Source organism: Phycisphaerales bacterium, assembly GCA_016716475.1.
Taxonomy (GTDB): Bacteria; Planctomycetota; Phycisphaerae; order UBA1845; family Fen-1342; genus JADJWG01.
Genome location: JADJWG010000001.1, coordinates 1,302,700 through 1,317,871 on the forward strand (window position 1 = coordinate 1,302,700; position 15,172 = coordinate 1,317,871).

The 15,172-nt window shown below is 64.5% G+C and carries 12 protein-coding genes; 5 read left to right on the forward strand and 7 right to left on the reverse strand.

The window, feature by feature from the left end:
• Window positions 1–57: 57 nt before the first annotated feature.
• The 4 genes from IPM18_05365 to IPM18_05380 form a co-directional block, all read right to left on the reverse strand.
• Window positions 58–825 carry a hypothetical protein gene (locus IPM18_05365; GenBank protein MBK9119020.1) on the reverse strand — a complete coding sequence of 256 codons (768 nt, stop codon included), beginning with the start codon at window positions 823–825 and terminating at the stop codon, window positions 58–60.
• A 616-nt stretch (window positions 826–1,441) separates the two neighbouring features.
• The gene (locus IPM18_05370; protein ID MBK9119021.1) at window positions 1,442–2,167 is read right to left on the reverse strand and encodes a hypothetical protein; all 726 of its coding nucleotides are present in this window, start codon (window positions 2,165–2,167) and stop codon (window positions 1,442–1,444) included.
• 688 nt (window positions 2,168–2,855) lie between these two features.
• Window positions 2,856–3,473: a peroxiredoxin gene (locus IPM18_05375; protein ID MBK9119022.1), complete on the reverse strand. Its 618-nt coding sequence runs from the start codon at window positions 3,471–3,473 to the stop codon at window positions 2,856–2,858.
• Between the two features lie 237 nt (window positions 3,474–3,710).
• The gene (locus tag IPM18_05380; protein ID MBK9119023.1) at window positions 3,711–4,763 is read right to left on the reverse strand and encodes a DHH family phosphoesterase; all 1,053 of its coding nucleotides are present in this window, start codon (window positions 4,761–4,763) and stop codon (window positions 3,711–3,713) included.
• On the opposite strand from IPM18_05380, the gene IPM18_05385 reads away from it, so the two are divergent.
• Window positions 4,762–5,814: a DUF89 family protein gene (locus tag IPM18_05385; protein MBK9119024.1), complete on the forward strand. Its 1,053-nt coding sequence runs from the start codon at window positions 4,762–4,764 to the stop codon at window positions 5,812–5,814. The two genes, IPM18_05380 and IPM18_05385, sit on opposite strands and share 2 nt — an antisense overlap.
• 70 nt (window positions 5,815–5,884) lie before the next feature.
• Here the strand turns inward: IPM18_05385 and IPM18_05390 are convergent, their stop codons facing one another.
• Window positions 5,885–6,592 carry a hypothetical protein gene (locus IPM18_05390; GenBank protein MBK9119025.1) on the reverse strand — a complete coding sequence of 236 codons (708 nt, stop codon included), beginning with the start codon at window positions 6,590–6,592 and terminating at the stop codon, window positions 5,885–5,887.
• Between the two features lie 343 nt (window positions 6,593–6,935).
• On the opposite strand from IPM18_05390, the gene cysK reads away from it, so the two are divergent.
• Window positions 6,936–7,880, forward strand: coding sequence for a cysteine synthase A (cysK, locus tag IPM18_05395; protein MBK9119026.1), 945 nt, complete (start codon window positions 6,936–6,938; stop codon window positions 7,878–7,880).
• A gap of 96 nt (window positions 7,881–7,976) precedes the next feature.
• Here the strand turns inward: cysK and IPM18_05400 are convergent, their stop codons facing one another.
• Together IPM18_05400 and IPM18_05405 are read right to left on the reverse strand one after the other, a co-directional pair.
• Window positions 7,977–9,038, reverse strand: coding sequence for a collagen-like protein (locus tag IPM18_05400; GenBank protein ID MBK9119027.1), 1,062 nt, complete (start codon window positions 9,036–9,038; stop codon window positions 7,977–7,979).
• Window positions 9,039–9,148: 110 nt separating this feature from the next.
• Window positions 9,149–10,369 carry a PLP-dependent transferase gene (locus IPM18_05405; protein ID MBK9119028.1) on the reverse strand — a complete coding sequence of 407 codons (1,221 nt, stop codon included), beginning with the start codon at window positions 10,367–10,369 and terminating at the stop codon, window positions 9,149–9,151.
• Between the two features lie 277 nt (window positions 10,370–10,646).
• Here IPM18_05405 and nikR point away from each other — a divergent pair, with 277 nt between their 5' ends.
• From nikR to IPM18_05420, 3 genes are all read left to right on the forward strand, one after another.
• On the forward strand, window positions 10,647–11,069 hold the full coding sequence (gene nikR / locus IPM18_05410) for a nickel-responsive transcriptional regulator NikR (protein MBK9119029.1): 423 nt from the start codon (window positions 10,647–10,649) through the stop codon (window positions 11,067–11,069).
• A gap of 105 nt (window positions 11,070–11,174) precedes the next feature.
• Entirely contained in the window at window positions 11,175–12,443 is a 1,269-nt protein-coding gene (locus IPM18_05415) for a Gfo/Idh/MocA family oxidoreductase (protein MBK9119030.1), read from the forward strand.
• A gap of 20 nt (window positions 12,444–12,463) precedes the next feature.
• Entirely contained in the window at window positions 12,464–15,169 is a 2,706-nt protein-coding gene (locus IPM18_05420; protein ID MBK9119031.1) for a HEAT repeat domain-containing protein, read from the forward strand.
• Window positions 15,170–15,172 lie beyond the last annotated feature (3 nt).

Here is a 15,172-nt window from a genome sequence, read left to right on the forward strand (position 1 = left end):
TTCATGTGATCTGTCCTGCTAGCCGCGTGTGGCCAACGAGGAGTCCAAACTGGAGAGTTACGCCATCCGACGCTTGAGGATCGCGCTCGCACCGAGGCCCATCAGACCCAGCAACATCGCACCCGGCACCGGTACGGTGATCAGGTGGCTCTGGACATCCTGAGCGTACCAGCGCTGCTGATCAGCATCCCACGTGAAGCCCGTCCACAGGTTCAGGGCATACGTGTGGTTGGCATCGGCCAGGTTCGCCGCGGGCGTCGCCAGCGGGAGCCCGAGGGCCTGCAAGGCCGCCTTCACGACGTTGTTGTTCGAACCGCTGGCTTCCTGCTCCGCCCACCAGATGGCCTGGCTGATCTGGGCGTTGGTCGGCGCCGCATAGCTGTAGACCGCCATGGATGCGGCCAGCGTGCCGGCCTTCCACTGGTCGTAGATCCACTCCGACACGACCGAGGGGGCATCGCCGAAGGTGCCAACCGGGCCACCACCCGAATAGCTCTTGCGATCCACGCTCGCCCAATAATCACTGTTCGGTGTGAAGTTGATCTGGCTCTCGATGCACCAGGTTCCGAACAGGTTCGTGTTGATCGGACCCGGGTGGTGCGGCAATTGTCCCACCGGACCGCCACCACGGTTCTGAACCATGAACGGCCCGCCCGAAGCGCCGCCCGGAGTCGTCAGCAGCCGCACTTTCGTCGGAGCGTACAACTGGACTTCGTTGTTGTTCGCATCCTTGTACCAGAAAACACCGCCGGTGAACGCCGCCATGGCCGGGGATGCCAGCATCAGCCCGGCCAGAACGACGCCCCAAGTCTTCAATGCCTTCATTTCCGCCTCCTCAACGTATGGGTTATGGCGCTTCATTCCCACAGGAATCACCACCACGTGCGCTGCTTCTTCCGAAAACGCACGCAAGAGACCGTGCTCTTTGTGGTAATGTTCGGAGCCCTCGCTCCCTACCGATGCCCACATTCTACCGACCTGCGGTTCGGAAGTCCAGCCCCACAAAGATACTTACGGAAATGCTAGCGATTGACCGGTAATGTGTCTCGCGGCGCATCCAGAGTAGCACGCACTCTCCGTTATAAGACGACACCACCGCAGAATTCTTCACCGAAGAGGTAGATTTCTCTGTCTCCTGACTGCACTTTGGAACACCCGAATACCACATTCAAGACTCCTGGACCTTCTTTGCGAGCACACAGAGCGAACCCCGTACCTCCCCTCTCTTGCGGGAGAAGCTCGGGAAGAAGGAATCTGCCGATAATCGTGCTTCTGACTGCTCTCCAAAGCGGAATAGGAGTCTGGGGTAATTTCACGTCACGAGTCGGGTATGGAGCGTGCTGCAACTTCTGGTGAACCCAATAAAGAACCCGCCGGGAACTGCCATTCGCAGTTCTCGGCGGGTCCATCTACTCAAGGTCCGAATAGATTGAGCGGGTGCTTAGATCCGCGTCCGACGCATCACCAGACCCAGCCCGGCCACACCCAGCAGCAGCGCCGCCGGCACCGGAACGGTAATCAGGTGCGACTGCACATCATTCGCGTACCATACGCCATTGACCTGCTGGAAACCTGTCCAGAGGTTCAGCGCCCAGGTGTGCGACGCCAGCGCCAGCGGCCCAGGGGCCGGGACGTTGTAGCCAAGCGCCAAGAGGGCAGCATCGGCAACAGCATTCTTCTGACCCGTCGCTTCGCCTTCCGCCCACCAGATGGCCCGGCTGATCTGGTTATTCGTATAAGCATTCAGATTGCCGGCATTCCACTGGTCGTAAATCCACTCGGTCACGTCCGAGATCGGATCACCAGCTACACCGGCGACACCGCCCGAATAAGCGCGCTTGTCAACGCTGATCCAGTAGGCCACGTTCGGCGTGAAGTTGATCTGGCTTTCGATGCACCACGTCCGGAAAAGAAAATCACCGATCGAACCGGGATAGAACGGCACCTGGCCGTCACCATTCCCCACCAGCTCTACGTTGAACGGACCGCCAGATGCCCCGCCGCCGATCGTCTGCAGCTTCACTTGCGTGTGGGCGTACAAATCGACAGCCGGGCTGCTGCCTGCACCACCCGGCGCCCAGCGGAACGCACCTCCGGTAAACGAAGCCCAAGCCGGCGCCGCGGCCGCGACTGCAAACAGCACACTCCATGCAACCAGTTTTCTCATTGCCATCTCACCTCCCGTGGCCCTCGCAGGGGCGACTCTTCGTCCCGCGCCACGCTCCTTCGACCCATTCTCTCGGAAACCGTCGCTTCCCGTGCCCTTCGCATTCAGGACCGCTTGTTGCACAGAAACCGTTCCTGCATCCCTAGCTGGAACCAACCAGGAATTCAGTACGTCTCAACAAGTTTCGAATCGGAAGCGGCCGCGAACACCGCAGCAATCCATCTAGTATAGGACGCGTGAGGGCTGTTCCGCTAGTGAAATTTTGTTGCCTGCCCGGTAATTTTCTGTTGCACCGTGCTCACATCAATCCGGACCTGCTCTAAATTCAGATCTATACGAGGTTTGCATCTACTCTATCCGGGAATCTGATAGCGATCTTCCATTACCAGACGAAATCAAAGCTCGTCTCAGATTTCCCATTTTACCTAAAACCTATAAAAGTATGCTTTTGGTTGACCCGCTGGGATGTGGCGCCGATCGTTTGAATTCACCCGCGAGAGATAACACGCTCCTCATGTCCGATCATGTGCCGGTGACGATGACCGCCCCGTACCAGTTACATGCAGAGCGGCTGGCTCATCCCCCGACGAAACCGCGGAGGGGGCGCAATTCCCCCCCGAACGAACGGCCACCGGCCGTGCTCCTGGGATCATGCGCCCCCCGGCGTGTTTGGCCGTGCGCCTCTACTTCACTTCTTGCCGACTGCTGCGAAGTAGCTCTTCGAGCCCTCGGGATCGGCCTTCATGGCCTTGTCGCCCGGCTTCCAGTTCGCCGGGCAGACCTCGCCATGCGTCTCGAAGTGTGTCAGCGCATCGACCATGCGCAGGGCCTCGTCCACGCTGCGCCCGAGTGGCAGATCGTTGATAAGCAGGTGACGAACCAGACCGTTCTTGTCGATCAGGAACAGGCCGCGGAACGCCACACCCGCCTCCTCGCAGAGAACGCCGTACTTGCGGCTGATGTCGTGTGTGAGGTCGGCGAGTAGCGGGAAGGCCACCTTGCCAAGGCCCCCTTCATTACGGGGCTGCTTCGTCCAGGCGAGGTGCGTGAACTGGCTGTCGATCGAGACGCCGAGCAGTTGCGTGTTGCGCTCGGCGAACTTCGCGGCCGAATCGCTAAAGGCCACGATCTCGGTCGGACAGACGAACGTGAAATCGAGCGGCCAGAAGAACAGAACCACGTTCTTGCCGCGGTAATCCGTGAGTTTGATTTCCTTGAACTGTCCATCGACGACGGCGGTGGCCTTGAAATCCGGGGCCGGCTTACCGATACAGGCAGTGGGGGTCGTCGCGGTGGGAATGCTCATCGGTTGCTCCTGTGCATATGGGGCTGAATGTGAACCAGTTTTGCGTGTGAACCCGAGACGTGCCGCCGGAACAAGTTGGCGCCCCAGGCACCGGTGTTCCGCGGCCCCACAACCGGAGAAACCGCTCGACTGAGCGGACCTGCGGGCGTGGCTTGGCACGTATGTGGCGATTGTATACCGGGGCTTCGCACTCGAACAGGTTGCCACACCCTGCGGGACCGTAACCGGTCCAAGGATTCACGCCCCCGTATCAAGGTGCCCCGCGACGGCCGTAAGGACCGTTGCCCGAGCAGCTTCCAGCGACCCAGTCAGTCGCACACCGGCCGCGCGGGCATGCCCGCCGCCTCCGAATTCCGCCGCGACAGTGGCGACATTCACCACGTTCCGGCTACGCAGGTTGACACGTACCACGCCTTCGGGCTCTTCAGTGAGAAGCACATATACTTCGACACCACCGAGTCGGCCTGCTTCATTCACGATGTCCTCAGTCATGGTGCGGTCGGCCCCGGTCGCTTCGAAATCGCTGTCGCGGAGGGTCATCACCGCCACACGGCCGCCGAGCTCAAGCGACAGCCCGGCCAGCACGCGGCTGACCAGTCGCAGTCGGGCAAGGGGCTCCTGTTCGAAGATGCGTCCAAAGAGTCGATTTGGCTCGGCGCCGGCCGCGACGAGTTCGGCCGTAACTCCCAGTAAACGGGCGTCCGTGTTGGAGAAACGAAACCAGCCGCAATCGGTGGCGATGCCGGTGAAAAGGGCTTCGGCGAGGGGAATGGTCAGCGGGATGTCGGCAGCACGAACCCACTCGGCAACGAGCAAACTCGCGGCACCGGCCGTCGGATCGATAAGCCGCAGGTCGTCCGGACGCTGCCCGTAGCCGTCACCCGTGACATGATGGTCGATCACCAGGAGCGGCGGGGCGGATTCGAGAAACGCCGCCGCGGGTTCGAGCTGGGCGCGGGCGCAGGTGTCGAGGATCACAACAGCATCGCAGCCAGCGGGCGGCCCGGCCTGGGGGTGCCACTGATCCCACGAAACCACGTCGGCCCAGAGACCGTAGCGGGCGGGCAAGGGCTCGAACAACGTTGGCCGGGGGGCAAGTCCGAGTGTGCGGGACGCGAGTGCCAGACCAACCATGGCTCCAAGCGCGTCGCCGTCGGGCCGACGGTGCGTCAGGAGGAGGGGTTGGCGCCGTGACGCAAGCCAGTCCCGAGCATTACGATAGGATTCCTGGGGGATCATCAGGCGGGCATTGTAGCCCCACGGCTCCCCGCGACCACCCCGAGGCGTCATGGCTATACTCGCGCAACTCGATCCGAGCCGCCCCTATCGCGCCTGCGACTGGAATCTGCGTGACGATGTCGCCGGGCGGACCCTCTGGTGCCAGCATTTTCGCTGGCATTTTCACGAAGTGCTCCGACCGCTGATACGGACCGAGTACCCCGCGCTGGCGGTGGAGTCGCTCGTGGCGCTGACACGGGCGTACGACGACCTCTTTGAACAGATCGAACAGGCGTCCGAACGCTTTCCACAGATTGACATCCTGATGATGGACGAGGTGCGGCACGCGCTGCTGGCATCGCACGGGTGCCCGGACCCGTTCCGCAGCGTGAAGGGGCATGAGACCGCGGCTGCACTGGCGGAATTCCCCGCCTGGTTGGCGAAGGTCGACGCGGCGCCGGAAAACGAGGCGCGCCTGTGGCTGGCCGAGGGCGTATTGGCGGGGAACATGTTCGACCTGGGCGCAGCGGCAACCATTGCGAAACATGCGGCCGGACACGCAGGTTTCCATACGGCGTTGGAGGCACTACCACCACGGCCATGGTTCGTGGATGACCTGAACGCGTTCTGGAAATACTGGGAACAGGGCGGGGCGCAGCACGTGTTATGGTTTGTAGATAACGCGGGAAGCGACATCGTGCTCGGGGTACTGCCGATGGTGCGCTGGCTGATACAGCGCGGTGCCCAGGTGACACTGGCCGCCAACAGCGAACCGGCGCTCAACGATGTGCTCGCGGCGGAACTGGTGGAATTGCTTGAGCAGGTGCATGCCCGAGACGCCGAACTGGGCACGGCGGTCGCGAACGGGCGGCTAACGGTGCGGGCCTCGGGCAACGCCGCACCGCTGATCGATCTGGCGCGGCTGGATGCGGATTTCGTCACGGCAGTCGCAGCCGCCGATCTGGTATGGCTGCACGGCATGGGCCGCGCAGTGGAGAGCAATCGGTTGGCCCGGTTTCGCGTGCCCGCCGTGTGGACCGCGATGATCAAGGATGAAAGCGTCGCGGATTACTGCGGTGCCAATCTGTTTGATTGCGTCTTTCGCTTCGTGCGGCCGCTGTAATCCGTGGAAGACCGGTTCACGGCTGGCCGGCCCCACTGATTACCAGGGACAAACCACTACCATCCGCGCATCACTCCGGGGCGAACAGGGCCTGGAACACGGCGACGTCCGCAAGATCGACGGTGCCGTCGAAATCGAGATCACCGGCCGCGAAAACGAGCGGATTGCAGTCTGCCGATGGCCAGTCCTGCGCCGGACCGCCGAGGCAGGCGGCGAGTTGTACGCCGTCCCAGCCGGTTACGCGGCAGTCGCCATCGAGATCGAGCGGCGGCATGGGTAACGCGGAAGACACGAGTACGAGCGGACTCAGTTCCGCCCCCCAGAGCCCGACGACCTTGGATGCAGGTGTGTGCGGTCGAAATGCCAGTGCACTGCACGGGCCCTCGGTCGCAAGCGCTTCGAACCGCAGTACCGCGAGTAGATGCGAACCACACGCGGGCGGCTGGCCGGCCATGGCGTTGAGGCCGGCGGCGAGCGTAAGCGTGCCGTCCTGAGCAGCGATGGCCAGGAGCGGCTGGCCGAATGGCGACGGCGTGTAACGTCCGCGGACGAAAACAAGCTGCGCGCGGTGGTAGTATAGAAAGGCCTGGAATCCGGTCGCGCGGGCGGTGGGATCGTCACACGGCACGTGCAGCCAAAGCTCGTAGTAGATCGTGCCACCGGGCTCGACAGGGGGACCGACGCGCACGAGTTCAAGTGACACCCCCGAGTTCACAGGCGAGATACAGAACAACATCGCGATCATCCCCCCGGTAACAGATCGACCCACCGTATTCATCAGCGCCTCCCGAGGCACGGGGCATGACCACCCCGGCACAAGAGGCAGCGTATCGCGCGGGACGGCCTGTTCCAAGCGCCGTCGAAGCGTCCCAATCTCCAGTCCACGGCCTGTAGACCGGTCCAAGAACATCGAAACCGTACCGGGAATGCGGTACGTGCGGGGACCTAAGTTGTCACGACAGCCCCAGCAACCACGACTGAAACGGTTCGAATTCTCTTTTCCAGCATCCTGAGTGCGGTACAATCTCCGGCCGTGAAGCGCTCTTCGGGCCAGAAGCGCTGGTCGTGACATTCGGGCTCACCCTGTTCCGATCGACCGCGTGCATACAGGAGAATCCAGCATGGGCCATCTTTACGACAACTCCCTCCAGGCCGTGGGGCGAACCCCCCTCGTCCGCATCAACCGCATCATCCCCGGTCCCGCGCGCGTCTACGCGAAGCTGGAGTTTTACAACCCGCTCAAAAGCGTGAAGGACCGCATTGGCGTCGCCATGATCGCAGACGGTCTCGCCCGGGGAAAGATCAAGCCGGACACCACCGTCATCGAGCCAACCTCTGGGAACACCGGCATCGGCCTCGCTTTCGTGTGTGCCACCCGTGGTCTGAAGCTCACACTTACCATGCCCGAAAGCATGAGCGTCGAACGCCGCAAGGTGCTGCGACAATTGGGCGCGGAACTCGTCCTCACCCCCGCGACCGAGGGCATGCGCGGCGCCATCAACAAGGCCACCGAGCTGGTCGAGAAAACCCCGAACGCGTTCATGCCGCAGCAATTTGAAAACCCCGCCAACGTCGAAGTTCACCGTAAAACCACCGCGGAGGAGATCTGGGGCGACACCGACGGGGCGGCTGACATTCTCATCGCGGGCGTAGGTACGGGCGGCACGATCACGGGTGTCGGCGAGGTCATCAAGGGTCGCAAGCCGGAATTCCGCTGCATCGCCGTGGAACCGACACACTCTCCGGTGATTACCCAGAAGCGGAACGGCGAGAACCTGCAGCCCGGGCCGCACAAGATCCAGGGCATCGGCGCGGGCTTTATCCCGGGCATTCTCAACCTCGACGTCATCGACGAGGTTGTGCAGGTCTCCAACGACGAGGCCTTCGCCTGGGCACGCCGGGCCGCGCGCGAAGAAGGTATCCTCTGCGGTATCAGCTCCGGGGCGGCACTGTGCGCTGCAAACCAGGTCGCCCAGCGCAGCGAGAACACGGGCAAACTGATCGTCGTCGTGCTCGCTTCGGCGGGCGAGCGTTACCTGTCGACCGCACTGTTCGAAGAAAACTGATCCCCCGCCGGGAACGAGCCGACCTGGAGAAACGCGGTGCGCTCCACGGGTCAGACCCGGGATCGCACCGCGTTGTAGGTTGAAGCTGGCAGTGTGCTAGTCCGGATTCGGGCAGAAGCACTCGTCCGGCATTTCGCTGAGCAGTTCGACACCCGCAAGTTGCTCTTCACCTGAGGGAGTCTCGTAGAATTCGACACCCCAAATCGAGTAGTTGTCACCCCAACGGCACTCGATATCGACCCATTCCAGGCCGAACGCGAGCAGGTCACCCGATTGCATGCCCCAGTGCGCGTTCAATCCGGCGACACTGTTAAGCGGGATGTCCAGCACCAGCGGAATCGTCAGAAACTCGGTGCGCGGTATCGGTGGGATTTGCACGCGCAGGTACTTCTCCTGGAACTGGATGTCGAACTGCCGCGCCGGGCGCCGCACCGATGCGAGTCGGAAAATCTCGCATTCGGTCGTCGTTTGACTGGTCAGTCTCAGCATCAGGAACACCCGCATCGTTACCGGGTTCTCACCGGAATACCGATATGGCAGTGCCATCTGCCAGCCCACGGGTTGCGCCAGTGTCGGACGGCTGACCTGTGACGAGAGCCCGGCAGCCGAACCAAGCCCGTTTGGATCTCGGGGCACACTCATGAACTCGTCGACCCACAAGTCGAAAAACACCGGGCCGGCTGGACCCTGCTCGCCCGGTTCACCCGCCGGACCTTGGGCACCAGGTTCACCCGTGGGCCCCTGCGGTCCCTGTGCGCCAGGGACACCGGCAGGACCCTGCGCTCCGGGTTGGCCCGCGGGACCCGGCGCACCCGGTTCCCCGGCCAAGCCCGGCGGCCCCGCCGGACCCGCCGGTCCGGCTGGACCGGGGATCGCCGGGGCATCCTGTCCGGACTGACCATCGGCACCCGGTGGGCCCGCCGGACCCGGCGGTCCCGGAGGTCCTGGGTCCCCTTTGAGCTGCCCCAAATCGGCAGGCGTCACGCTGGCGGCTGCCAGCGCAGCCACGAGTGCAGCCGTATCGAGCGTCAGGTTGCTGCCCGAGCCGCCCACGAGATTTTCCAGCAGCGTGCCTGGCACGCAGCCGAAGCCGAGCGCTCCCACCAGCGCCAGCGACACCATCGTCATGGTCCGCGCTCGTCTCTGCTTGATGCGCATGATCGTTTCTCCAACTCCCGGAATGGTCTCGGATTGGGGTCCGAACGCCTTCAAGTATATGGCCCGGCTGGGGTTCAGGCCAAGACCCAACCTGATTCCACCCGCGGGCGTTAGCGCGCCGCCCGCTCTGGCGTGACTGCCGTGGCCCCGGCCGCAGCTTTCAGGGCTTGTTCCAAGTCCGAAAGAATGTCATCCACATGCTCAATTCCCACGGAAAGTCGCACGAGGCCGTCTTCGATATGGGCCTGCGCCCGCGCTTCGGCCCCCATGGAGGCGTGGGTCATGCTGGCCGGATGTTGAATCAGGGATTCCACGCCGCCCAGACTTACCGCCAGGACGCACAGCCGGACGGCGTCCATCATCGCCCGCCCGGCAGGCAGTCCGCCGCGCAGACTGAACGATATGACCCCACCGGGACCGCGCATCTGGCGGCGTGCCAACTCGTACTGCGGGTGACTGGGCAAGCCCGGGTAGCGTACCCATGCGACCTGCGGATGCTGCTCGAGGTACTCCGCGATACGCTGTGCATTCGCGCAATGCCGTTCCATCCGCAGCGGCAGCGTCTTGATGCCGCGATGCACGAGGAACGATTCCATGGGTGGCAACACGCCGCCGAAGTGGTTGAGCATCCGCCGGAGCCGGGAGTAGAGCTCTTCATCCTTCACGACGATCATGCCGCCGACGACATCGGCATGCCCGTTCAGAAACTTCGTCAGACTGTGCAGAACGATGTCGGCTCCGAAGCGGAACGGCTGCTGGAGGTAAGGACTCGCGAAGGTATTGTCCACCACCAGCAGTGCGTTGTGACGCGTTGCGAGCTCGCGCATCGCCGCGAGGTCTGTGAGTGCGAGCGTCGGGTTGGCCGGCGTTTCGATGTAGAGCACGCGTGTGTTCGGCCGCATCGCCGCCGCGACGCGTGCCACATCGCTCGTGTCGATCATCGTGCCCTGGATGCCGTATTCGGACAGGATCTTGCAAACGAGGGTGCAGGTCGGGCCGTAGACCGCCTCGCTGCAGAGGACATGCTCCCCGGTCTTGAGCAGGCCGCCGAGCACCGTGTGGACGGCCGCCATGCCGCTGCCGCAGGCCAGGCCGCGGTAGCCGCCCTCGAGCAGGGCGACGGCGTGCTCAAGCGCTTCGACGGTGGGATTACCCATGCGGCTGTAGATGTATCCGTGTTCCGCGCCCGCGAAGAGGGCCGCGCCGTGCTCGGCGTTGCGAAAGCCGAAAGTGGAGGTCTGGTAGATCGGAACGACGACGGGCCGCAGAGCATTGTCCGCGTCGCCGCCGTGAACCGCCAAAGTTTCGAGAGCAAAATCGCGCGGGATCATGCGTGGTCTCTGGTGGGTGGCTAGAGATCGCGGGATCGGCGATCGAACGTGCCGGACCCGGCCGACTCCAGATTGGAGCGTACGCGTTGCGCGTGAATGATTCAACCGCGCTGGGTAGGCAACCGCAGCGAAAACGCTGAACCCGTTCAAGTCTGACCCCCTGTTGTCCTGCCCGGCCCACGCTATAGTGCCGGGCGAGCGCCGCCGCACGTACCGGGCACCCGCTTCCTTGGTTCAACTCAGCGCGAAATCGCAGTCGATCTCACCGAGGCGTGGCATGACATCATCCCAACTGGTTCGACTAAGCATCTCCCTGGAGCAGCCGCTTTTCGATCAACTCGAAGCGCTTGTGCAGCGCAGCAAGTACGGGAATCGGTCGGAGTTCGTTCGTGACCTGATCCGCGAACGGCTGGTCGAAGTGGAGTGGGCCAGTGCCACCGAGGTCGTGGGCACGATCACGCTGGTATACGACCACGACGCCCGCCAGTTGACCGACCGGCTGATCGACATTCAGCATGAGCACCACGAAGCGATTCTGGCGTCAACCCACGTGCACCTCAGTGCACACCTGTGCGCTGAAATGATCATGGTGCGGGGCAAGGCCGAGCACATCCGTCTACTCGCCGACACGCTGCGGCGGCAGCGCGGCGTGCTGCACGCGGCACTGGCAACGAGCTCAACCGGGGCGGAACTGCATTGAAGCGGGTGAGAGCAGTTCCGAACGCGGTTGCGGGTTGCAGCGGGCGCGGGGAGAATCTGTCACCCGGCGCGCGCCACGGCGCAGCCCCGACGGAGCAGTACCCCCATGCCGACCTCCTCCACCTCCCGGCGTACCTTCCTGAAATCCATGGCGGCCACGGCGCTCGCGCCCTATGTCCTGACGCGCCGCGCCCGCGGGGCGACGGCCGCGAACGAGCGCATCAACATCGGGCTTATCGGGCTGGGGAACATCGGTGTCCAGCACGTCGGCACACTCGCCAACCACCCCGAGGTGCAGTTGGCTGCGGTGTGTGACGTCCATGCGGACCTGCGTGAACGTGCGCTTCGGATCGTCCAGGAAGCCCACGCGCGGCGTGGGGGTGCGGGGGACGCAAGCTGTACGCCCTACCACGAATTCGAGCACCTGCTCGCGCGCAGTGATATCGACGCGGTGCTGGTCGCAACTCCCGATCACTGGCATGCCCAGATCGCCATCGCCGCCTGCCGGGCTGGTAAGGACGTCTATTGCGAGAAACCGCTCTCGCTGACGGTCGATGAAGCGTACGCGATGGAAGCTGCCGCCCACCGCTATGGCCGGGTCTTTCAGAATGGCAGCCAACAGCGGTCCGAGGGGAACTTCCGCCGGGCTTGCGCGCTGGTGCGGAGCGGCCGGATCGGATCGGTGCAGACGGTCCACGTCGGCATCGGCGGTCCAAGCACGGACAAGGTCTTGCCGGCCGAGCCGGTGCCGGCGGGCTTCGACTGGAATCGGTGGCTGGGACCGGCACCGTGGCAGCCGTACAGCAGCGAGCGTGCCAGTGGGACATGGGGCGGCGGCGGCTGGCGCGCGATTCGGGACTATTCCGGGGGGCTGATGACCGATTGGGGGGCACATCACTTCGACATTGCGCAGTGGGGCCTTGGCAGGGACGGCTCCGGGCCGGTCGAGATCATCCCACCCAACGAGGCGGAACGCGGCACGCTGACCTATCGTTATGCCGACGGCGTGGAGATGTACCACGGTGGCGCCAATGGGGTGCGGTTTACTGGAACGGAGGGCGTCGTCGAAGTTAATCGCGGCTACCTGCGCACGGAGCCCGAGTCCCTCGCACGGGCACCGTTCGGGGCGCACGCAGAGCATCTCTATGAAAGTCCCGGCCATATCCAGGACTGGCTCCAATGCATGCGCTCGCGCCGCCGCCCAATCTGCGACGTGGCCATCGGTGCCAGTTCCGTCGTGGTCTGTCACCTCGGCAATATCGCCTGGTGGCTCGGCCGGACGCTGCGCTGGAATCCCGGGACACGTACACTACTGAACGATCCGCTCGCCGCCCGCTGGCTCGCGCGCCCGCGACGAGCCCCCTGGCACCTGTAAATCTGCACGGACACCGTATCATGAAACCTCTCTCTTTCGCACTGACACTGGCTGCCACGCTTGGGTTGCCCGCCCTATTGTTCGCGGCACAAGTACCGCCGGGGAGTGCTCCATCCACGGCACCCGACGCGCGTACACTCGAAGAACTCGTCGCAGAGTTAAGTGGTACAGAACTACCTGCGACCGGGCTTGCGGAGCGGTACACGGAGGCCCTCACGCGGCTGCTTCCGCTGCTGACCGAGACGGATCCGGCTCAGCAGGAGGCCGCACTGCACCACATGGAGCGTATCACGTTGTCAGCCGGCCGCCCGGGAGCGATCGAGCAGCGCGGTGTGTGGATACAGGCACTCCTGCACGAACTGGCGAGCGATCGGCCGGTGGCCGTACGCGTTGCCCTGCTGCGACAACTCGAGTGGGTGGCGGGCGCCGAGAGCAACCAGCCGCTGGCAACCATGCTTGCCGCTTCCGAGCCCGAAGTGCGGACCGCCGCGCTGCGGGCCCTGACCAGCGGAGCAAACCGCGGCGCACGTGCCGTGCTTGCTCAGGCGCTCATGTCCGCCACCGACGTTCCCTGTCGAATCGCGCTACTGCAAGCACTCGCGGAAGCGGATGCCCTTGAGGCGGCGGACCTGATCGGGGTGTTCGCCGTGGCCGAAGATGCGACGCTCGCGGAGCTGGCGGTCGCGGCACTCGGGTCGCTCGGCACGCGCGAAGCGTGCGAGGCCCTGGCAGAGCTGGAGGAGTTCGTGCCGCCGGAGCGCCGCCGGGCGATCTATGCGGCCCATGTGGAAGCAGCGACGAAGCTTGCAACCATGGATCCGGAGACGGCGTACACGCACCTGCTTGCGCTGAACCCGCGACTGACAGACCCCGCCTTGCGCTGCGCCGGACTCCGCGGCCTGGCGAAGGCCGGACGCGCGGCCGCCATCGAAACCTTGCTGGCCGTGCTGCAGGAGCCCGAGGTGGCTGCGGCGGTGGCTGCGACGGTGGCGCAGACGTTGGCGGAACTGGAGGATGCGGAGGGACCCGCGGCGTTGTGCGCTACGCTGGGCGAGCTTCCGGCACGCGTCCAACCGTTCGCCTTGGCTGCCATCGAGACGCAGCGCCTCACCATGGCACAGCCGGCCGTGCTCGAACTGCTCCGGAGTGTTGCATCCCAGGTGCGCCGCGCGGCGATCGATACCCTGATCGTAGTCGGCGATGTCGCAGCGCTGTCGCACCTGCTACGGCTGGCGGCAGGCGCTCCCAGTGACGAACAGGCGGCGGCCGATCGGGCGCTCGGGCGCATCCGCGATCCGCAGATTGATCAGCAGTTGCTCGGCATTCTGTCGGGCGAGATGAGCACCCCTCTGGCACCAGAGACGTACGCGGCGGTTTGTCGCGCTCTGGCCGCCCGGCGGACGGCTGGCGCTGTGCCGATCCTGCTCGAAACCGTGTCGCTGAGTCCGGAACACCTGGTGCGCATGGCAGCATGCCGCGCTCTGGCGGAGCTGGCTGACACCCATCACCTGCCCACCTTGCTCCCGTACGTCCTCTCCACGACAGACGAAGCCGAGCGCAACGCCGGCGAGGAGACACTCGCTGCGTTGACCGGTCGCGGAGACGACCCGGACCCCACACCACTGCTCGTCGCTTGGGATACCGTGGACAGCGCCGGGCGCGTGACGTTATTGCGCGTACTCGGCCGGATGGGCGGCAACACCGCACTCGCCCGCGTCGAGGCCGCGTTGGAGGACGAGGAGGAAACCGTGTTCGACGCCGCCGTTCGGGTGCTGGCGGCGTGGAGCGAGGCAACCGCCCTCGATGCCCTGGGGCGACTCGGATTCGATGCCCATCCGCGGGCCTCGCGTACCCATCGAATCCTGTGCCAACAGGGCTATGTGCGGCTGCTCGCGACGGACCGCGCCCGCCCAACAACCGAGCAGTTCGCAGCGCTCGCCGAGGCCTTCGAGCGCGTCGAGCGCGTTGAAGAGCGGCGGCAGGTGCTGGCAGCCCTGGCGGGGGTGTTCGATCCGCGGACGTTGCCGTTCGTGGCGCGACTGCTGGGCGATGCACAACTCGGGCGGGAAGCAACGGCCGCCGCAGTGACGGCCGCGGAGAACGTCGGCCATCTTGAACGGAGTGTCGCCCGGCACGTGCTGCGACAGCTCGCGGATTCGGCGACGGATGACCAACTCCGCGCGCGCGCGGAACGGGCGCTGGCCACGATCGATCAGCAGGCCGGGAGACTCACGCGCTGGGAAATCGCCGGGCCGTACTGGGTCGACGGGCTGAAGGCCAATGAAGTCGCCGGACACCTTTTCGCACCCGAGGACCCGGCCGCTTCGGAGCCGGTCCACTGGGAGCCGCTGCAAGTACGCAATCGCAATGCACCCTGGAACTTCGACCTTACGCACCTTGGTGGCGAACATCGGTGCGTCTATGTGCGCACCGCGGTGTATGTACCGACAGCGCAGCCGGCGCGGCTCGAAGTCGGCAGCGATGACATGGTGCATGTCTGGCTGAACAGGGCATCCATCCACCAGACCCGCGGTACACGCGGCCACACGCCGTTTGAAGACGCGATCGCAGTTACCTTGCAGGCCGGATGGAACACCGTGTTGCTGAAGGTCACGCAGGAAGGGGGTGGCTGGGCATTCTCGTGCGCCGTGCGACAACCTGACGGCGGCCCCCTGGAGGGCGAGGATTACGCGACCGTGCCACCGGTGGAAGCAACGCCGGATTGACTC

Excerpts from the sequence above, each read along its gene's own strand:
- IPM18_05375 (MBK9119022.1), bottom strand. The coding sequence starts at position 3,473 with ATGAGCATTCCCACCGCGACGACCCCCACTGCCTGTATCGGTAAGCCG.
- nikR (MBK9119029.1), top strand. The coding sequence starts at position 10,647 with ATGACATCATCCCAACTGGTTCGACTAAGCATCTCCCTGGAGCAGCCG.
- IPM18_05370 (MBK9119021.1), bottom strand. The coding sequence starts at position 2,167 with ATGAGAAAACTGGTTGCATGGAGTGTGCTGTTTGCAGTCGCGGCCGCG.
- IPM18_05420 (MBK9119031.1), top strand. The coding sequence starts at position 12,464 with ATGAAACCTCTCTCTTTCGCACTGACACTGGCTGCCACGCTTGGGTTG.
- IPM18_05405 (MBK9119028.1), bottom strand. The coding sequence starts at position 10,369 with ATGATCCCGCGCGATTTTGCTCTCGAAACTTTGGCGGTTCACGGCGGC.
- IPM18_05365 (MBK9119020.1), bottom strand. The coding sequence starts at position 825 with ATGAAGGCATTGAAGACTTGGGGCGTCGTTCTGGCCGGGCTGATGCTG.
- IPM18_05380 (MBK9119023.1), bottom strand. The coding sequence starts at position 4,763 with ATGACGCCTCGGGGTGGTCGCGGGGAGCCGTGGGGCTACAATGCCCGC.
- cysK (MBK9119026.1), top strand. The coding sequence starts at position 6,936 with ATGGGCCATCTTTACGACAACTCCCTCCAGGCCGTGGGGCGAACCCCC.
- IPM18_05385 (MBK9119024.1), top strand. The coding sequence starts at position 4,762 with ATGGCTATACTCGCGCAACTCGATCCGAGCCGCCCCTATCGCGCCTGC.
- IPM18_05400 (MBK9119027.1), bottom strand. The coding sequence starts at position 9,038 with ATGCGCATCAAGCAGAGACGAGCGCGGACCATGACGATGGTGTCGCTG.
- IPM18_05415 (MBK9119030.1), top strand. The coding sequence starts at position 11,175 with ATGCCGACCTCCTCCACCTCCCGGCGTACCTTCCTGAAATCCATGGCG.
- IPM18_05390 (MBK9119025.1), bottom strand. The coding sequence starts at position 6,592 with ATGAATACGGTGGGTCGATCTGTTACCGGGGGGATGATCGCGATGTTG.